We start from the raw sequence: 20,071 nt of genomic DNA, 5'->3' as shown, positions 1-20,071 counted from the left end.
GGATAGTTTCTCAAAATGCTAGATAAGAAAAAATTTTATATCAATGGAGAATGGGTTTCCCCAAAAAAACCAAATGATTTTAACGTAACAGACCCCTCAACTGAAGAGGACTGTGCGGTTATATCTTTAGGCGGAGTAGAAGATGTAAATGATGCAGTAAGTGCTGCTACTAAAGCTTTTGAAACATGGGCGTTTTCTTCTAAAGAAGAGAGATTAAAATATTTAGAGGCTTTATATGACGTTTATAAAAAAAGATGGGCTGATATGGCTAAAGCTATAACTCTTGAAATGGGAGCGCCAATTGATTTTTCAACTCAATTGCAAGCTGGAACTGGAGCTAGTCATATAAAATCTTATATAAAAGTTTTAAAAGAATATACGTTTGAAGCAAAGTTAGGAGAGCACGCTCTTAATAATAATATTTTACATGAACCAAAAGGAGTTTGTGCGTTAATTACTCCATGGAATTGGCCGATGAACCAAACTTGTTTAAAAGTAATACCAGCTATCGCAGCAGGCTGCACAATGGTACTTAAGCCATCTGAAATAGCCCCATTATCATCGATGATTTTAGCAGAAATGATTGACGAAATTAAATTACCAAAAGGTGTATTCAATTTAGTAAATGGAGATGGTGCAGTTACTGGAAATGCACTGACAAGTCACCCTGATGTAAACATGGTTTCATTTACAGGTTCAACTAGAGCAGGTGCTTTAATCTCTCAAAATGCAGCAAGTGATTTTAAAAGAGTTAGCCTTGAACTTGGTGGAAAAGGAGCAAACATTATATTTAAAGATGCAGATGCAGAAGCTGTTGAAAGAGGTGCTCTTAGATGTTTTAGAAATTCAGGACAATCTTGTAATGCTCCAACAAGAATGTTAGTTGAAAAATCAATTTATGCAGACACTGTTGAAAGAGTAAAAAATTTTGCTAACTCAATGAAGGTTGATGTTGCAACAAAAGAAGGTGATCATATTGGACCTGTTGTTTCAAAAGCTCAATTTGATAAAATCCAAGCGTTAATTCAAGTTGGTATAGACGAAGGTGCCAAATTAGTAGCTGGCGGAACGGGCAAACCAGAAGGATTAGACAAAGGTTATTTTGTTAAACCTACTGCTTTTGCAGATGTTAATAATCAAATGCAAATTGCAAGAACAGAAATATTTGGACCCGTTTTATCAATTATACCCTTTGAAACAGAGGAAGAAGCAATTGAAATTGCAAATGATACTCCTTATGGATTGTTAAATTTTATTCAAACTCAAGATCAAGAAAAAGCTAATAGAGTTGCTAGAAAACTAAGATCAGGAATGGTTGATATTAATGGTGCTGGTTTAGCTCCTGACGCTCCTTTTGGTGGATACAAACATTCAGGTATTGGCCGTGAAGCTGGTAAATTAGGTTTAGAAGAATACCTAGAAGTTAAAGTTGTAAGTGGTTGGAACGACTAATTTTTTTTCAATATTCTAAATTAATAAAATTTTCCTTAACCAATTTGAGTTTAAAATACTATATGCCCATTATAGGTTTAGTTTAATTAAATTAGTATTTACTATAGCCATTAATTCTTATCAATAACAGGTTGTGTATTTTTTATTTGCACTTTAGTGGTCAATCCATACCCTTACATCAATAGTTACCTGATCTTATTCACGGTAGCAAAATGAGCAAACAATTAAATAAGGAGAATAATATGGGTAGATCGTCAAAACTCTACAATTCAGATTTAGCTCCAACTCCAAGTAATAAAAAAAATTGGGGATGGTTCGAAATCTTTAACGTGTGGGCTAATGATGTTCAAAGTTTATTTGGTTATACTTTGGCAGCATCATTATTTTTAGCATCAGGATTGAACGGCTGGGCTGTATTTGCTGCATTAATTCTTGCAGGATTTTTTATAATGTGGCTAGTTAACCTTTCAGGTAAACCAAGTGTAAAACATGGAATTCCATACCCAGTATTTGCCCGTGTAAGTATGGGTGTATTTGGAGCAAACTTTCCAGCAATGGCTAGAGGAATTGTTGCAATGTTTTGGTATGGAGCACAAACTTACGCTGCATCCACTGCAGTAGCACTTTTAATTACTGGTGTCACAGGAATGGAAGGTGAAGTTATGATGCTTGGTATGACAGGTGTAATGTGGGTTTCATTTATATTTGTATCAGCTTTCCAAGTTTATCTATTTTGGCAAGGTGTTGATCTTATTAAAAAGTTTTTAAACTTTGCAGGACCAGCAGTTTATGCGGTAATGATTTTTTTAATGATCGTTATTTGGGTTAAAGCAGGTGGAGGACTTTTTTCAGAAGTAGGGTCTATATTTTCTGGAGGAGAACGAACTGGTGGTTTTGAAGGCTTAGGATCAATGGGAGCTTTCATAGCTGTATTTTCAATTATGGTTGGATATTTTGCTGCAGTAGTAATTAACTTTGGTGACTTTGCTAGATTTGTTAAAAATGAAGAAGAAATGAAAAAAGGTAACCTATGGGGATTAGTAGGAAACGTAATTTTATTCTCTTTCATAACTTTAATGATCACTGGTGGAACAATAGCTATTTTTGGTGAGTACGTAGCAAGTCCAACGGAGATGGTTGCTAAGGTAGATAACCTAGGTTTAACAATTATTGCTGCATTTGCTTTTTTTGCAGCGACAGTTGGAATAAATATGGTTGCGAACTTTATACCTCCTGCGTATGACTTAGCTAACTTGATGCCAAGTAAAATTAGTTTTAAAACTGGTGGATTAATAACTGCTGGTTTTGGTTTTATTATTGGTGGTATGTGGGTTGCTGTTATTACTCAAATGGGTTTATTTCCATTTGTTAATACATTAGGAGCAATTCTTGCACCTGTATTTGGTATCATGATGGTTGATTACTACATTATCAAGAAAGAAAAAATAGATGTAGACGATTTGTTTGATGCTAGTCCAAATGCTAAGTATCATTACAATGGTGGTTTTAATCACAAAGGAATGATAGCTTGGATTCTTTCAGGATATATTGCAGTAGGATCTGTATGGCCGAACATTTTATTTTTAGGTTTAGATGATTTCTTTGCTAACTTAGGTGGTGGCGGAGGATATGCTTGGATAATTGGAGCATCATTGGGTGCTGTAGTTCACTTAGCAATATCTAAAAGATCATAAAACAACTCTATAGTTAAAAAAAAACCCGTCGCATTAATGCGGCGGGTTTTAGTATTTAAGGATTATTTCTTCTTTTTCTATATTTTCAATAACAAGATTATCTCCAGAACCTTTTCTATCAACTACTAAAAAATTCATATCTTCTGTGGCTATTAGAGGAAAATGCCAAGTACCCGGATTGTAATTGACACCTATTTCTGGAGGAACAATAAAAGCTTCAATTCTATTAATATCTGGTTTATTGCCCTCAGGTGCAACAAGTACTAAAAAAGTAGTTTGTTTCATTGGTATAAAGGCTTGACTTCCCAAAGGATGTTTTTCCATCATATCAATTTTCATTGGAAAAGATCTCTTTAGAGCTGAAAAAATACTAATAGTAGTTTCTCCATTATCTTTTGAAGTATCTAAGTTAGCTATTCCATCAAATCTTTTGGCATAACCTTCGTTAATTTCAATCGGTTTAATATCAGCTGTTGTAATCATATCTCCAAACTTTTTAAAATTTTCTTTATTAATAGGCTTTGGTTTGATCACAAAGTTAGTCATACATTTTTTCCATAAACTCTAAATCGAGATATCCCACCATCAGGAAAAATATTAATTTTTATAAAATTAATTTTATCTTTTTTCATTAGATTATTTTTAAAAACATGCACTTTATTAGGGGATAATTTTGCATCTTTTAATAAATACTTCCATTTGATTGAGGAATTTAAAATTTGTTTAGAGCTTTTTATTGTTGGCAAATAAGCAGCTTGTAAAGAACAATAGCTTGGAAAGTTACCTTTAAAGTGATGAGTAGAAATTTCAATTTTATCAATTTCTTTTCCATCTATAGAATTTAATATTAACCAATCAAATCCTGGACTACGTCTTCTCCTTGTTTCCCATCCATCCCCCATATTTTTAGCTTTACCTGGGGCTAAAATATTTTCAGCTTTACCAAAGTGCTCATTGTTGCAAGCAATAACAGAAGCACCATCTAATAGTGATGCAAGATTTATTTTCTTATTTTTTAATTTATTAGATTTAGCAATTGAACCAAATAATCTCAATCGAGCAACTCCACCATCTGGGAAAATATTAAATTTTATATGTGTAATATTTTTTTTACTATTTACAGTAAAGAAGTGATGGCTATTTGCTCTAGTTTTTTTCTTAGAAAGTAGTGGTTCCCACTTTAATTGACTTATTTTATTTGAACTTGAGTTTGTTCCTTCAATGGAAATCATTGCTGGCTGGTTTCCATTAAAGTGCGATGTATCTACATCAACTTTTTTAATAGAACCAGGTTTTCCTAATCTTAAAATTATGTAATCATGCCCTTTAGTTCTTTTTCTTCTAGACTCCCATCCATCCATCCATTTACCATTTTTATCAAACAATCCATCTTTAAAAATTGCTGGCAAGGGATTAATAATTCTATTAGCTGAAGCAAAAAAGTCATCGGTTTTAAATATAACCTTAGTGCCTAATCTAGGTTGAGCTAAATCAATAAGACCATTTATAAAAACAATTTTTTTTGACATTATTTAGAATAGTTTTTAATCCAATGTTTAGCTATATCAATTCTTTTACATATCCACACATCTTCATGTTTAAGAATATAATCTAGAAATTTCCTTAAAGATTGAATTCTACCTGGTTTTCCAATTAATCTACAGTGTAATCCTACTGACATCATCTTAGGGTTTGTTTTTCCTTCCTCGTATAAAACATCAAAGCTATCTTTTAGATAAGAAAAAAAATGATCACCTGTATTAAACCCTTGATTGGTTGCAAATCGCATATCGTTATTATCTAAAGTATAAGGAATAATTAATTGTTTTTTATTATTTCTAGTTTCCCAGAATGGTAAGTCATCACTATACGAGTCACTATCATATAAAAAACCACCATCTTCCATAACTAGGTCTCTAGTATTAGGGCTACATCTACCTGTATACCAACCATCAGGTCTGTTTCCAAAAATTTTTGTATGAGCTTGAATAGCAAGCTTCATATGTTTTTTTTCTTCTGTTTTTTTTATATTTTGATAATCAATCCATCTCCACCCATGACAAGCAACCTCATAATTAGCTTCTATTATAGCTTTAGAAACTTCAGGATTTTTCTCTAAAGCCATACCTACTCCGAAAACTGTTATTGGAATTTTCTTTTCTTGAAATAGTTTATGTAATCTCCAAAATCCTGCTCTTGAACCATACTCATAAAGAGACTCCATATTTATATGTCTACCTTTTACAGGCTGAGCACCAATAATTTCTGATAAGAAAACTTCTGAGTTATTATCACCATTTAAAACACAATTTTCAGCACCTTCTTCATAATTTAAAACTATTTGAACAGCAATACGTGCATTATTAGGCCATTTAATTTTTTGATCTTTGGAGCCATACCCAATCATATCTCTTGGATTTTTTTTAGACATAAAAAATTATAATTTACTTTGTATTGTTTAACAATTTATTAATTTGAAACAGACTCTACCTTGATGCCATCAAGCAAGTTTAAACATTTTTTTAATTCATTTAAAACAATGAACTCATCAATTTTATGAGCTTGATCAATTGATCCCGGACCACAGACCACTGTACTAATACCAATTTCTTGAAATAAGCCCGCCTCAGTTCCAAATGAAACAACTTGTCTAGAATTATCACCTGTCAAACTTGAAATTAATTCACAAGCTTCTGACTTATCTTCTCTATCAAACCCAACTATTTCACCAATAATATCTTTTTCAATTGAGGCATTAGGAAAAACCTTTTTCATTTCAGGTAATAACACTTCATTTGCATACTTATCAATTTCTTGATTTAGAAATACACCATCTTCTTTAACAACTGGTCGTGTTTCCCAATTAACATGACATTTGTCTGCTATTACATTGTGAGCAATACCACCAAACACACCACCAATAGAAAGGGTAGAGTGAGGTGGGTCAAAAATAGAGTCTTTAGGTGCTCTACTTTTAAGTTTCTCTCTAAGTTCAATTAATTTATTTACATATCGTGATGCATATTCAACAGCACTTACACCTTTATGAGGTGCCGAACTATGTCCCGCTAAACCTTTAAAATATGTTGTGTATTCATAACATCCCTTATGAGCATCAATAATTTTCATATTAGTTGGTTCACCAATAATACAAATACCATCCTTAATATCTCTTTTTTTTAATTCCTTTATTAGTATAGGTGCACCCTGACATGCCGTTTCTTCATCGAATGTAAATGAAAAATGAATGTCTCTATCTAAATTTGATTTAGAATAAACAGGTGCATAAGCTAAAGCACAAGCAATAAAACCTTTCATGTCACAAGAACCTCTCCCATATAATTTATCACCTTTAATAGTTGCAGTAAAAGGATCAGAACTCCAACCCTTTGACACAGGAACAACATCAGTGTGACCTGATAAAATAATTGGCTTCTTATTATTTGAATTTTTAGCTTTTAGTGTAGCAAATAAATTTACTCTTTTTTTTTCATCATCATAAGTTCTAAAAGAAGTAGCACCTAACTTTTTTAAGATATCATCACAATAATCAATTAATGAGCTATTATCTTCTCCTGAAATAGTTTTAAAAGCTATTAAGTCCTTTAAAATTTGAACTGAATTATCATACAATAGCTCTGAATTATTTTCTGTACTCATAATTATCAACCATTATATATTAAATATATGAAAGAACAAATTACCTATGATGACTTTGATAAAGTAGATGTTAGAGTTGGAACTGTAATATCTGTAAAAAAAAATGAAAAAGCGCGTAAACCTTCTTTAGTTATTGAAGTAGATTTTGGTAAAGAAATTGGAATTAAGCAGTCTTCAGCACAAATTACCCATTATTATAATGAGGAAAATTTAAAAGGAAAACAAGTTGTGGGAATTTGTAATTTTCCTGAGAAAAATATTGCAGGAATAGTTTCACAGGTTCTTATCTTAGGTTCAATTGATAAAGAGGGAAAAGTTATATTAGTTCATCCATCTCAAGAATCTGAAAACGGTCTTCCAATAGCTTAATTTTTTTATGCATCCAGAATTATTATTATTAATAGGAATTTCTCTATCATTGGGATTTACACCAGGACCAAATAATGCTGTTGCTGCATATTCAGGTTTTAATTTTGGTATCAGAAAAACTTTACCATTAATTTTAGGAGTTGGCTTTGGTTATACAACTTTAATTATATTAATTAATTTTGTTTTAATATCAACTTTCAAAAATTACCCAATCATTCAGGAAATTATCAGAGTTCTTGGAACAATTTTTTTAATTTATCTAGCTTATAAAATTTCATTTTCAAAAATTTCTTCAGATGGGAAAACAGAAAATCCAGTAAAGTTTTTTGATAAATTTATCTTTCAATTTATAAATCCAAAAGGAGTAATGGCTGGAATTACATTGAGTTCAAATTTTGTAGAACAAGGGGAAAACTACTTGAATCACTCTATTTGGGTAATTATAGTTTGTAGTGTGACAGCATTTTTAAGTATCACTTCGTGGACATTTTTAGGTAAGTTTTTAAGGAAATTTGCTACAAATAATAATTTTATTAAACGATTTAATTATGCTATGTCATTGCTACTTATCGTTTGTATAATAGGGTTCTATATCTAAAACTAAATGAAACCAGGAAATAAAAATTCATATAATTCATTAAAATCTATCAGTATAAATGATGCTGAGTACAAATATTACTCCTTATCAGAAGCAGAAAAAAATGGTTTGGATGGAATTTCAAAACTTCCAAAATCTCTTAAAGTTTTATTAGAAAATTTATTAAGATATGAAGATGATTTATCTGTTACCAAAAGCCAAATAGAAGCAATTAAGGAATGGTTGAAGACAAAAAAATCATTAACTGAAATAGCTTATAGACCGGCTAGAGTTTTATTGCAGGATTATACTGGAATACCAGCAGTTGCTGATCTTGCGGCTATGAGAGAGGCTGTTAAAGAAAAAAATAAAGATCCAAATACAATCAACCCACTTTCTGCAGTTGACCTTGTGATTGATCATTCAGTTCAAGTAGATAAATCAGCAAATAAAGATTCATTTGAAAAAAATGTTGATATTGAATTTAAAAGAAATGGTGAGAGATATTCTTTTTTAAAATGGGGTCAACAAGCATTTAATAACTTTAGAATTGTGCCTCCTGGAACAGGGATTTGTCACCAAGTTAATTTAGAATATTTATCAAAAGTAGTATGGTGTGAAAAATTTCAAAATGAGGACTATTTATTTCCTGACACGTTAGTTGGTACTGATAGTCATACTACCATGGTTAATGGATTATCTGTTCTTGGATGGGGTGTTGGTGGAATTGAAGCTGAAGCTGGAATGTTAGGCCAACCAATTTCAATGCTCATTCCTGAAGTAATTGGATTTGAAGTAACCAATAAAATGCCAGAAGGCACTACTGCAACAGATTTAGTTTTAACAGTTGTAAAAATGTTAAGAGATAAAGGGGTTGTTGGAAAATTTGTTGAATTTTATGGAGAAGGTTTAAAAAATTTAACTCTTGCTGATAGAGCAACAATTGCGAATATGGCACCAGAATATGGAGCAACATGTGGCTTCTTTCCAATTGATGAAGAGACATTAAAATACTTAAGATTTTCAGGAAGAGATGAGAATACAGTTAATATAGTTGAGAAGTATGCAAAAGAGCAAGGTTTGTGGGCTAATGATCAAGTTGAATTTACAGATACTTTATCATTAGACATGTCTACAGTTGTTCCAACTATTTCAGGACCTAAGAGACCTCAGGATAAAGTTTTATTAACAGATGCATCCACTGGATTTAAAAAAGTTTTTGAGGATGCTACTAGTAGAAAAGAGCAACGTGTTTCAAAAGTATCAGGGACAGATTATGAAATTAAAGATGGTTCAATATTAATTGCAGCTATCACCTCATGTACTAATACATCTAATCCAAATGTATTAATTGGAGCTGGATTATTAGCAAAAAAAGCAGTTGAACTTGGTTTACAAACTAAGCCGTGGGTAAAAACATCATTAGCGCCAGGCTCACAAGTGGTTACCGACTATTTAGCAAAAGCAGGACTAAATGTATTTTTAGATAAACTTGGTTTTAATTTGGTTGGGTATGGTTGCACAACTTGTATAGGAAACTCAGGACCTTTACCGGAAGAAATTGTTAAAGCCATAGACAAGGAAAACATCTACGCTGTATCAGTTTTATCAGGAAATAGAAATTTTGAAGGAAGAATATCTCCACATATAAAAGCTAATTATTTAGCTTCACCGCCACTTGTAGTAGCTTATGCACTTGCTGGTCATATGGAGTTTGATTTATACAAGGAACCTCTAGGAAAAAGCAAAGATGGTAAGGATATATTTTTAAAAGATATTTGGCCATCAAATAAAGAAATTGAAGACACATTAAGGGAGTCACTTAACGCAGAGATGTTTGTTAAAAGGTATTCAAATATTTCAGAGGGCCCTAAGCAGTGGCAAGAAATTAAAACTGAAAATACAAGTATTTACAATTGGGATTCAGGTTCAACTTATGTAAAGAAACCACCATTCTTTGAAAATTTACCAGATCAACCAGAGGGATTTAAGCCAATTAAAGATGCAAGACCACTTTTGATTTTAGGAGACATGGTTACAACTGATCATATTTCTCCAGCAGGAAATATTCAAAAAGAAAGCCCAACAGGTGAGTATTTTATGGAACATCAAATACTTCCATCAGATTATAACTCTTATGGATCAAGAAGAGGCAATCATGAAGTAATGATGAGGGGAACTTTTGCAAATATTAGAATAAGAAATGAAATGGCGCCAGGAACAGAGGGTGGGTTTACAAAGCTTTACCCAGAAGAAAAAGTAATGCCAGTTTATAATGCTGTAGAGGAATATAAAAAAAGAGGAACAGACCTTGCTGTTATAGGTGGAAAAGAATATGGAACAGGATCGTCAAGAGATTGGGCTGCCAAAGGAACAAAGTTATTAGGTGTAAAAGTTGTAATAGCAGAAAGCTTTGAAAGAATTCATAGATCTAATTTAATTGGAATGGGCGTTTTACCACTTCAATTTACTGAAGGAAACGATAGGGTAAACTTAAAATTAATTGGATCAGAGTTAATAACCGTTCTTCAAATAGAAGAGGGTATCAATGCATCAGATCATGTTCAGGTTGAAATAAAATATGCCTCTGGAGATATTAAAAAAATTAAAACTCTATGTAGAATAGACACTAAAAACGAATTAGAGTATTATAAAAATGGTGGAATACTTCAATATGTATTAAGGAATATGATATAAAAATGGACGAAGAAATTACAATCATCGATTCTAACACAAGAAATGAAAGAATAAGGAATTTTTTTATAAATAATAAAAAAAAACTTATAATAACTGTCTCAATAATATTAGTAATTATAATTGGGTATCTTTCATTTGAAAAATCTAAAGAAAGAACCAAAATTAAATTAGCAAATCAATATAACTTAGCTTTAATTGATCTTAATCCGGATAATAAACAAAAAACAATTAACGAAATGGTCAATGTTGTAAAAAGTAATGACGCAACATACTCTCCATTGGCTTTATATCATCTGTTAGACAATAATTTATTAGAAAACAATGAAGAGATAAATACCTTATTTAATGAATTGATAGAAAAAACAAACCTTGAAAATGAAATCAAGAATTTAATTATATATAAAAAAGCATTATTTAATTCAGACTTTGCAAGTGAAAATGAATTATTAAAAATACTTAGTCCAGTGATTAATTCTGAAAGTATTTGGAAATCCCACGCATTATACTTACTTGCAGAATTTTTTTACTCAAAAGATGAAAAACAAAAAGCTAAAGAGTTTTTTAACCAAATTTTAGTTTTACCTAATGCTAGCAGCACAATTAAAGTTGAGTCACAAAAGAGACTAAATAGAGATCTTGGTGAATAAAACACTATTATCAGTCTTAATCCTCTTAATCTTAAACAACTGTTCAGCAAGTAAAAAAGTAGGTTTTTGGGATAAAGATAACAAAGATCAAAAACAAATTGAAAATACCAAAACTATTTTAACTAAACAAGTAAGATTGGAAGAAGAATTTAATTCAAATCTTTACGTTAAAATATCCAATGGAAAGTTTAATCAAAATAGTTTGAATAATCAAAATGACATGGGAGAGCTAGCTTATGAGGGTATCTTGGAAAAAATTGGAAAATATAATTTTTCTAAATTTAATGATTTTGATTTTATAAGTCCTAGCCCTTTATTTTATAATAAAAATTTAGTTTTTTATGACAATAAGGGTGAAATAACCCTTTACGATGAAAACCAAAAAACTCTATGGAAAAATAATTTTTACAATAAAAGTGAAAAAAAAATTAAGCCAAGATTAAATTTTGCATTAAAAAATAATATATTAATTGTAACAGATAATGTGGCAAAATATTATGCAATTAATATTGATACAGGTGAGCTATTATGGACAAAAACAAACATAGTTCCCTTTAACTCTAACATCAAAATAAAAGATGATGTTTTTTATGTGGTAGATTATAAAAATATTCTAAGATCAATATCAATAAAAGATGGATCAGAAATATGGAATTTAAAAACCGAAGAATCTTTAACAAAATCAAATACCAAGATATCAATTGCCCTTGAAAAAAAAATTATTTATTTTAATAATTCAATTGGGGATATCACAGCTGTAGATATGAAATCTGGCCAACTTGTTTGGCAATTACCCACACGAAATAACAATATTAGTCAAAATGCATTTCAATTATCAAATTCAGAATTGGTGATCAATGAAAATACAATATTCTTTTCTAATAATAAAAATGAATTTTACTCTATTGATACTACAACAGGTTTAGTTAATTGGATAACTGAAATTAGTTCAGACCTTAAACCTGTAATTATTGGCAACCTTGTAATAACTATATCTGAAAAAGGATATTTATATGTAGTTGATAAAAAATCAGGAAATATAATTAGAATTAATGATTTATATAAAGATTATAAAGATAAAAAAAGAAAACAGATAAAACCAACAGGTTTTTTTATAGCTTTGAATAAAATATACTTAACTAATAGTGATGGAAAATTAATTATTGTAAATAGTAACGAAGGTAATATCTTGAATGTAGTAAAAATCTCAGGAGGCAAAATTTTACAGCCCTTTATAAATGAAAATAATCTTTTTTTAATAAGCAATGGTTCTATTATTAAATTTAATTAGTAATGCTTCTTAGGTTACTTGATAAATTAGGAAGAAAAAAAGTTGTTTTAGATCGAGGACCCTCTCACCCCAAATTTAATGAAGCCAAACCTTGGATGAATAGATATTATGTCTTATTAAGACATAGACCAAAATGGTTTCCATTTAATATTCTATTACATGAAATGTTAGCTGATGATCATGGGGAAGGTGTTCATAACCATACATTTCCATATATAACTATTATATTAAGGGATGGTTATTGGGAAACATTAAGTTCTGGAAGATTTTGGCGACCAGCTGGATATATTGGTTTTAGGTCAGCAAACAATTTGCATAGAGTTGATCTTAAACTAGGAACAAAACCTCTTACATTGTTTATATCTGGACCCTTCGGATTAAGAAAAGGGCCGAGGTCAGAGTATGGTATGGATTTTAAAACAAAAAAATGAATTTAAATAAATCATTTCTAAATTATTGTAAAAAAAATAATTTAGAAATTAATCCCAATCAACTAGACTTAATAGAAGAGCTGAATTTATTTTACAATCAGAACTTCAATAAATCACTTTTAAAAAAAATATTTACTAAACAGAATTCTAAAACAGGATTTTATTTACAGGGTGATGTAGGTGTGGGTAAAACTATGATATTGAATTTTTTTTATAATAATTTTGATAAAACTAAAAAAAGATTTCACTTTAATGAGTTTATGATTAGTTTTCATGATTTTGTTTTTAAAAATAAAGAAAATAACCAAGAAAATATTATAGATAAATTTGTTAAAAAATTAAAAAGTAAATCTAAGTTAATTTATTTTGATGAGTTTCAGGTTACCAACATTGTAGACGCTATGATTTTGGGTAGCCTGTTCAAAAAAATATTTGATGAAAATATAAAAGTTTTATTTACATCAAATGCTAAATTAAATGATCTTTACAAAGATGGATTGCAACGAGATCAATTTCTTCCCTTTATTAAAATAATGAAAGATAGATGTTTTCAAGCAAAGTTAATTATCGAAGAAGATTATAGAAAATCTTTGAAAAATAAAAATGAAAGATATTTTTTTCCATTAAATGAAACAATAAATTTTAAACTTAACAAGTTTTTTAGAAAAATAACAAAAAATCTTCCTAACAAAGAAATGACCTTAATTATCAAAAGTAGAAAATTTATTATTAAAAATTATTTTAATGGAATAGCACGTTTTGATTTTAAAGAATTATGTTCTAAAAATATTGGAGCAGAGGATTATATAAAAATAGCTGAAGTGTGTAACTTTATTGTTATAGAAAATATTCCTATCTTTAATATTGATAATTCTAATCAACAACAAAGATTTATTACACTAATTGATATTCTTTATGAAAAAAATATACCTCTAATGATATCATCTCAATTGCAATTAGATTTATTAAGTTCCTCAGAGGATTTAAAAAAAATATTTAAAAGAACTATTAGTCGATTATATGAATTAACATCTATCAAATATAACAAGATATGAGACAAGAATTTTTTAATTTAGAGTTGAATACAAATGGTCAAAGTCTTTATGAATTTACCAACCAAGTAAATCAATGGGTTAGTGATAATGAGTTTAATTATGGAATTATCAATATAAGCATTCAACACACTAGTGCTTCATTAATAATTCAGGAGAATGCTGACCCAGATGTTCAAACTGACTTAATAAATTTTTTTAATAAGCTCGTGCCAATGGATAATTCTCTTTATATCCATACAGCAGAAGGGAAAGACGACATGCCTGCACACATTAAGTCCTCGTTAACTAATAATCAAATCTCTTTGAGTGTTAAAAACTATGAGTTATTACTTGGAACTTGGCAGGGGTTATATCTTTTTGAGCATAGAATTGAGAAACAAAAAAGATTGATTGTTCTTCATTATTTAGGTGATTAGCTTTTCTTAATTGTTTTAAAAGCTTCTAATGCTGCATTTCTTGCTTCAGCATGGTCTACAATTGGTTTTGGATAATCTGCACCTACAATAACTTTAATCTGCTCTTGGTATTTGCTTTCTAGTTCCCATGGTTTATATAAAAATTTATTAGGCATGTTTTTAAGTTCTGGAACCCATTTTTTTGTATAAATTCCATCTTTGTCAAATTTTTCACCTTGAAGAATAGGGTTAAATATTCTGAAATAGGGAGCTGCATCAGCACCACAGCCCGCAACCCATTGCCATTGAGCAACGTTACTAGCTTCATTATAATCAACCAAACAATTTTTAAAATGTTTTTCACCCTCGTTCCAATGAATTCTTAAATGCTTTACAAGAAAAGAAGCAACAATCATTCTTACTCTATTGTGCATCCATCCTGTTTCATATAGTTCTCTCATTCCAGCATCAACGATGGGATATCCTGTCATACCTTTCTTCCAAGCTTTAAGAAACTTCTCATTTTTAACCCAAGGAAAATTATCAAAATCTTTTCTAAGGTTGCCTTTTAGCATTTGTGGGAAGTAATTAATTAAACTATGAGAAAACTCTCTCCATCCTAATTCATTAATATACTTTCTATATCCCATTTTTTTAATTTTAATATCTTGGCATTTCTTCCAAATTGTCTCCACATGTATTTGTCCAAATTTTAAGAAAGGAGATAACTTTGAGGTTCCATTAACACCTGGAATATCTCGTGCTTCACCGTAGTCCTCAATTCTATTATTTATTAATTCTTGTAAATATTTTTTAGCTTCTTGTTCAGATGGTATCCAGTACTTCTCAAACTTTTTATGCCAATCTTTCTTAGGTAAAATTTCTTTTATAGAAATTGATTTTTTAAATATGTTTATTTTTTTTACTTTTGATTTAACTTTTATAAATTTAGAAGGTATTTTTGAGATGTAAAGTTGTTCAGTCTTTTTCCAAAAAGGAGTGAATACTTTATAAGGTGTACCGTCATCTTTGGTCATTTCCTGAAACTCTACAAGAATATTTCCTTTAAAATATTTATATTGAATTTCATTTTTAATGAATTGATCTCTTATTTTTTTACCTTTATTAATTACATCTGGTTCATATACTTTACTCCAATAAACAGTAACATCATCTTTCTTCTTTAAATTTGACAATACCTCTAGTTCATCACCTAATTGAACTTCCAATGTGATATTTAATTTTTTTAGATCTAGGTTAAAATTTTCCAAAGCTTTAGAGATCCACCATTTTTGAGCCTCTCTTTTTTTATCAAAATTTTTTGGGTTATAAATATAGAGAGCACTTACAAACTCATGATTTTGAGTTGCAATAGCTAGAGCTTCATTATCTTCAATTCTAAAATCTTCTCTTATCCAAACAATGGCTTTTTTTGTCATATTTACTTAGATTTTTTGCAATCCATCGCTTAGTAGTTTTTGATACATTGCATTATCTGTTAAACCCTCACAACCAAATAAAAGTACATTTGATTGTTCATTTAACTCTAACTTATCTAAGTATTCCTTATTGTTAAATGAGCCTATTAACGCAATTATACCTGGCACAGCACATTCACCTGCTATTATTTTTTCATCAGATAAATGTTTTTCTGCTAGCATTGCAACAGTAGTTGAGATTGCTTCATCAGGTATGGTTAAGCAGTAGTTAGTAGAATTTTTTAAAATTTCCCAGGCAATACTTGAAACATCTCCACAAGACATTCCACCCATTATTGTTTCTTTTTTTATATCAACAGTTGTGGGCTTATTATTTTTAATACTTTGAAGCACACAGTCTGCATTTTCTGGCTCAACAGTAATAAACTTTGGGATATTTTTAGATAATTTTGCAAAGCCAGCAATCATTGCCGCTGCCATTCCCCCAACACCTGCTTGAAGAAATACGTGTGATATTGAATTTGAGTTTATTTCATCTAAAATTTCTTTAACCATTATTGTGTACCCAGCCATAATCAATTTTGGTACTTCTTTGTAACCTTCCCAAGACACATCTTGTACAATTTCCCAATTATTTGCATTAGATTGCTTGATGCATTCCTTCAATGAATTATCGTAATTACCTTTAACTCTAATAACCTCAGCATCCAGATTCCGCATAGCTTCAGCTCTAAACTCGCTAACAAATTCACTTATAAATATTTTACATTTTAAACCTAATCTTTGTGCTCCCCAAGCAACTGATCTTCCATGATTTCCTGCTGTAGCCGTCGAAACTGTTATATTCTTTTTTTCACTTGCAATTTTGTAAACAGCAAAGGCCCCACCTAATGCTTTAAATGACTTAAGTTCAAATCTTTTATCTTCGTCCTTGTAGTAAATATTTTTAAATTTTAATTCATCGTTTAATTTGTTTAATTTAATTAGTGGAGTAGGAGCGTAGTTATCCCAACTAGATATAGCAAATATCGCTTCATCTATAAATTTTTCTGGTAATTGAGTGAGTATATTTTCTTTATTAAAATTATACTCTTTATTTTCTAAAAAAGATGTAATGGACCAAAGGTCTTTCTGAAGGATTGATTTCATTTTTATTAACAATCAAGAGTGCTATTTTTTTCCCAGTGAGTTACTGAGCTTTTCTTATCAAATTTTTCTTTTTTGTTAAAATCTTTAATTTCCATATTTTTTAATTTTATATAACTTGTTATAACATCATCTCCAAATGCTTCCTTAAGTTCTTTGCTATTTTGAAGAAAATTTAAAGCATCCTCAATTTCATTAGGTAATTTTTTTAAATTTGGGTAATTTTTGTAATCAGTGTACATATTGCAAGTTAATGCTTCACCAGGGTTAATCTTATTATTTAAACCGTGAAGTCCTGCAGCAATAATACCAGCTTGAAGTAAGTAGGGGTTAGATGAACCGTCCATTAATCTTAACTCAAATCGACCTGCATCTGGCACTCTAATCATGTGTGTTCTGTTATTTCCTGTATAAGAAATACTACTTGGTGACCATGTTGCACCAGATTTTGTTGGTGGTGCATTTATTCTCCTGTAGCTATTAACTGTTGGGTTAAAAAATGCAGCAAGTGGTTGGGCTAAATTCATTACACCCCCTAAGAAATTATAAGCAAGTTTACTTATACCAAGTTTATCACTGGTATCTAAAAATTTATTCTTGTCATTATTCCAAAGAGAAACATGAGCATGACAACCATTCCCAGTTAAATTACTAAAAGGTTTTGGCATAAATGTTGCTCTAAGCCCATGTTTTTCTGCTAAAGATTTTACCATATATTTAAAGAAGACATGTCTATCTGCTGTAATTAAACAATCATCATAATCCCAATTCATTTCAAACTGTCCATTAGCATCCTCATGGTCATTTTGATATGGATGCCACCCCATTTGAATCATAGCATCACAAATTTCTTTAATTAAATCATACCTTCGCATTAATGCTGATTGATCATAACAAGGTTTTGATTGAGTATCTCGTAGATCTGCAATACTTGAACCATCTTGAGAAATCAAAAAATATTCACACTCTACCCCAGATTTCATTTGTAATTCTTTTTTATTCAATTTAGCTATTTGCTCTTTAAGCATAACCCTTGGGGATGCTTTTACAGGTTTCCCACCCATCCATAAATCTGATGCAAGCCAACCAACTTCTTTATTCCAAGGTAATTGAATTAAACTATCTGGATCTGGAATAGCAAACATGTCTGTATCAGCAGGTGACATATCCAACCATGTTGCAAAGCCAGCAAAGCCAGCACCATTTTTTTGCATTTCTCCAATTGCTTCGGTTGGGACTAATTTTGATCTCAAGATACCAAATAAATCTACAAAGCTAATTAAAAAGTATTTAATCTTTTTTACTTTAGCAATTTTAGATAAATTTTTTGCCATTATCTTAAAAAAGAAAAAATAGCTTCCTTGTAATAGATTAAATTTCCACCAATAATAATTATTATAGCTGTAATAACCCCATACTTTGCTTTTGGAAAAACTACACCAATCATTTTGCTTGGTCTTTGATCCTCGTTATTATTTTCAGTCATATTGAATTTCTATATAAAAAAGGGCACCACAATTATGTAGTGCCCAAAGTTTATTTTATATTACCAGTCGGTAATATTGCTTTTATGATCATTAGCACCATGTCTTTTTCTAGCCAATCTTGAGAGTTTTTCACTCTCAGATCTAGCAGTCAAAACATGCCAGCCAATCCAAAAAACTACACCAAGAATAACTAGTAAAGTTTCAGTGGATCCAGCCCCCGGATAAACCGCTCCGACAACCTCTTTTGCACTTAAATGATCTATCCAGTTTGTAACTGTAGCCATATTTTTCTCCTTTACCTAGTTGAAGAGGCGACCGCTTTTTCAGCTTCTCTATCGTCCTCCATTATTTCATAGTCTAGTCCTGCTATTTCAACTTCACGCGGTATTCTTAATTTACCAAAAGCGCTTAGTATTCTAGCAATAACGTAGCCTGGTAGCATTCCAAGAACTCCGAACATTATAATTGCTCCAAGAAATTGTCCCAGTGGATTGATTGATGCATAAGTTGATCCGTCCCACATAGCTCCAACATTATATCCAGATGCTGGGTAACCATTTAAAACAAATCCACAAATTATAAGACCAACAACACCTGCATAACCATGTACTGCTACTGCACCAACTGCATCATCAATTTTGAACTTACGTTCAACCCAGTAATGCATTTTGTATGCTATAACAACACCGATCGCACCAATAAGCATTGCTTGTATCGGGTGATACAAATCATTACCTGCAGATGCACAAATGATACCAGCCAGTCCACTTGAGTAAGTCCAGAAGGGATCACCTTTAGCGACCACGTATCCAGCCAATAATCCACCCGATAATGACATCAGGAAGTTATAGGTTATTCCACTCAGTGTGGTTGGGGTTACATATATATTTGTTGCTGTCCAGTACGTTACACCTTCCATTCCATACTCAGGTCCAAGATCAAATATCGGTATATTACATGCCGCATAAAATCCCCAGAAACCAGTATAGATTAAAAATAATCCAACTGTAACTAGCCATGGGTTTCTTGGTCCTATATTTCTTGGTTCACCACTTGATGAGAACTTTCCAATTCTAGGTCCTAAAACGATTAGAACACCTAAAGCAAACCCACCCGCAATTGCGTGAATTACTCCTGATGCGTAAGCGTCATGATATCCTAAAATTTTAAGCATCCATCCATCAAAGTGCCATCCCCAAGCAGCATCAATTACCCAGAAGCACGAACCAATTGCAATTGCTAAAATACCAAATGCAAAAGTTGTAATTCTTTCAATGATTGCTCCAGAAACAATTGAAGCAGCTGTCCATGAAAATAGTAAGAATGCAGCCCAGAATACTCCACTTATACGGTCACCTAAGTTGACAGCCATAAATTCAGTATTTGCTACATACCATTTTGCACTAAAAGTACTTTCGTCAGTAATTAATGCTGAACTCTCATTCATTATTGATGGAGCTATCCCCGGTCCTGTTGGGAATGCCCAGTAAATCCACCAACCAAAGAAAAACCAGGTTACCGTTACTAGCGGTATTACCATGGTATTTTTCATTAAAGTGTGTTGGTGATGTTTATAACGCGAGGCTCCAACTTCATACATACAAAACCCGACGTGAATCAGGAACATTAATACTACTGTTACCCAGTAGTAAAATTCTGTAAATATAACTGTAAGAGCACCTAATTGATCATCCATAATCTCTCTCTCCTTGTTAATTAAGGAAAGCTTAC

Annotated in this window: 20 protein-coding genes; 10 read left to right on the top strand and 10 right to left on the bottom strand. The window is 31.0% G+C overall.

Features of this window, described 5'->3' with window-relative positions; all coding sequences use genetic code 11:
• Nucleotides 1–15: 15 nt before the first annotated feature.
• Both ABXT45_RS05080 and ABXT45_RS05075 read left to right on the top strand, forming a co-directional pair.
• Nucleotides 16–1,452 (top strand): aldehyde dehydrogenase family protein, encoded by a 1,437-nt coding sequence (locus tag ABXT45_RS05080; protein WP_415313012.1) that lies wholly within the window; start codon nt 16–18, stop codon nt 1,450–1,452.
• Between the two features lie 242 nt (nt 1,453–1,694).
• On the top strand, nt 1,695–3,146 hold the full coding sequence (locus tag ABXT45_RS05075) for an NCS1 family nucleobase:cation symporter-1 (protein ID WP_415314443.1): 1,452 nt from the start codon (nt 1,695–1,697) through the stop codon (nt 3,144–3,146).
• A gap of 48 nt (nt 3,147–3,194) precedes the next feature.
• Here ABXT45_RS05075 and ABXT45_RS05070 read toward each other — a convergent pair whose 3' ends face one another.
• Genes ABXT45_RS05070 through argE form a run of 4 tightly spaced genes read right to left on the bottom strand, consistent with a single transcriptional unit; the run spans nt 3,195 to nt 6,806 of the window.
• Nucleotides 3,195–3,692, bottom strand: a complete 498-nt coding sequence (locus ABXT45_RS05070; protein ID WP_415313011.1) for an ureidoglycolate lyase — start codon at nt 3,690–3,692, stop codon at nt 3,195–3,197.
• Nucleotides 3,689–4,675, bottom strand: a complete 987-nt coding sequence (gene alc, locus ABXT45_RS05065; protein WP_415295469.1) for an allantoicase — start codon at nt 4,673–4,675, stop codon at nt 3,689–3,691. Before alc ends, ABXT45_RS05070 begins: the two co-directional genes overlap by 4 nt.
• The gene (gene puuE, locus ABXT45_RS05060; protein ID WP_415295471.1) at nt 4,675–5,577 is read right to left on the bottom strand and encodes an allantoinase PuuE; all 903 of its coding nucleotides are present in this window, start codon (nt 5,575–5,577) and stop codon (nt 4,675–4,677) included. Before puuE ends, alc begins: the two co-directional genes overlap by 1 nt.
• A gap of 38 nt (nt 5,578–5,615) precedes the next feature.
• Nucleotides 5,616–6,806, bottom strand: a complete 1,191-nt coding sequence (argE, locus tag ABXT45_RS05055; protein WP_415313010.1) for an acetylornithine deacetylase — start codon at nt 6,804–6,806, stop codon at nt 5,616–5,618.
• 27 nt (nt 6,807–6,833) lie between these two features.
• Here argE and ABXT45_RS05050 point away from each other — a divergent pair, with 27 nt between their 5' ends.
• From ABXT45_RS05050 to ABXT45_RS05015, 8 genes are read left to right on the top strand one after another with little or no spacing between them, the layout of a single operon-like run.
• Nucleotides 6,834–7,175 carry a tRNA-binding protein gene (locus ABXT45_RS05050; protein ID WP_415313009.1) on the top strand — a complete coding sequence of 114 codons (342 nt, stop codon included), beginning with the start codon at nt 6,834–6,836 and terminating at the stop codon, nt 7,173–7,175.
• 7 nt (nt 7,176–7,182) lie between these two features.
• A complete protein-coding gene (locus tag ABXT45_RS05045) occupies nt 7,183–7,773 on the top strand; it encodes a LysE family translocator (protein WP_415313008.1) in 591 nt (196 codons plus the stop codon).
• Nucleotides 7,774–7,779: 6 nt separating this feature from the next.
• Complete coding sequence (gene acnA / locus ABXT45_RS05040) at nt 7,780–10,449, top strand: aconitate hydratase AcnA (RefSeq protein ID WP_415313007.1); 2,670 nt, start codon at nt 7,780–7,782, stop codon at nt 10,447–10,449.
• 2 nt (nt 10,450–10,451) lie between these two features.
• On the top strand, nt 10,452–11,096 hold the full coding sequence (locus ABXT45_RS05035) for a hypothetical protein (protein ID WP_415313006.1): 645 nt from the start codon (nt 10,452–10,454) through the stop codon (nt 11,094–11,096).
• Nucleotides 11,089–12,387 carry a PQQ-binding-like beta-propeller repeat protein gene (locus ABXT45_RS05030; RefSeq protein WP_415313005.1) on the top strand — a complete coding sequence of 433 codons (1,299 nt, stop codon included), beginning with the start codon at nt 11,089–11,091 and terminating at the stop codon, nt 12,385–12,387. Before ABXT45_RS05035 ends, ABXT45_RS05030 begins: the two co-directional genes overlap by 8 nt.
• Before the next feature lie 2 nt (nt 12,388–12,389).
• Nucleotides 12,390–12,818, top strand: coding sequence for a hypothetical protein (locus tag ABXT45_RS05025; protein WP_415313004.1), 429 nt, complete (start codon nt 12,390–12,392; stop codon nt 12,816–12,818).
• On the top strand, nt 12,815–13,873 hold the full coding sequence (gene zapE, locus ABXT45_RS05020; RefSeq protein ID WP_415313003.1) for a cell division protein ZapE: 1,059 nt from the start codon (nt 12,815–12,817) through the stop codon (nt 13,871–13,873). Before ABXT45_RS05025 ends, zapE begins: the two co-directional genes overlap by 4 nt.
• On the top strand, nt 13,870–14,289 hold the full coding sequence (locus ABXT45_RS05015; RefSeq protein ID WP_415313002.1) for a secondary thiamine-phosphate synthase enzyme YjbQ: 420 nt from the start codon (nt 13,870–13,872) through the stop codon (nt 14,287–14,289). The genes zapE and ABXT45_RS05015 overlap by 4 nt, the downstream gene beginning before the upstream one ends.
• On the opposite strand, the gene ABXT45_RS05010 is transcribed toward ABXT45_RS05015, so the two are convergent.
• From ABXT45_RS05010 to ABXT45_RS04985, 6 genes are read right to left on the bottom strand one after another with little or no spacing between them, the layout of a single operon-like run.
• Nucleotides 14,286–15,707 (bottom strand): cryptochrome/photolyase family protein, encoded by a 1,422-nt coding sequence (locus ABXT45_RS05010; RefSeq protein WP_415313001.1) that lies wholly within the window; start codon nt 15,705–15,707, stop codon nt 14,286–14,288. The genes ABXT45_RS05015 and ABXT45_RS05010 overlap by 4 nt on opposite strands.
• 6 nt (nt 15,708–15,713) lie before the next feature.
• Complete coding sequence (locus ABXT45_RS05005; RefSeq protein ID WP_415313000.1) at nt 15,714–16,856, bottom strand: diaminopropionate ammonia-lyase; 1,143 nt, start codon at nt 16,854–16,856, stop codon at nt 15,714–15,716.
• Nucleotides 16,857–16,861: 5 nt separating this feature from the next.
• On the bottom strand, nt 16,862–18,187 hold the full coding sequence (gene glnT / locus ABXT45_RS05000) for a type III glutamate--ammonia ligase (protein ID WP_415312999.1): 1,326 nt from the start codon (nt 18,185–18,187) through the stop codon (nt 16,862–16,864).
• Nucleotides 18,187–18,339, bottom strand: a complete 153-nt coding sequence (locus tag ABXT45_RS04995; RefSeq protein ID WP_415284997.1) for a hypothetical protein — start codon at nt 18,337–18,339, stop codon at nt 18,187–18,189. Before ABXT45_RS04995 ends, glnT begins: the two co-directional genes overlap by 1 nt.
• A gap of 60 nt (nt 18,340–18,399) precedes the next feature.
• Entirely contained in the window at nt 18,400–18,624 is a 225-nt protein-coding gene (locus ABXT45_RS04990) for a hypothetical protein (RefSeq protein WP_415277903.1), read from the bottom strand.
• An 11-nt stretch (nt 18,625–18,635) separates the two neighbouring features.
• Nucleotides 18,636–20,036: an ammonium transporter gene (locus tag ABXT45_RS04985; protein WP_415277902.1), complete on the bottom strand. Its 1,401-nt coding sequence runs from the start codon at nt 20,034–20,036 to the stop codon at nt 18,636–18,638.
• Nucleotides 20,037–20,071 lie beyond the last annotated feature (35 nt).

The sequence above is a fragment of the Candidatus Pelagibacter sp. Uisw_106 genome, from assembly GCF_047724975.1.
In the GTDB taxonomy this organism is placed as follows: Bacteria; Pseudomonadota; Alphaproteobacteria; order Pelagibacterales; family Pelagibacteraceae; genus Pelagibacter.
This window is presented reverse-complemented; position numbering and strand designations above follow the sequence as displayed.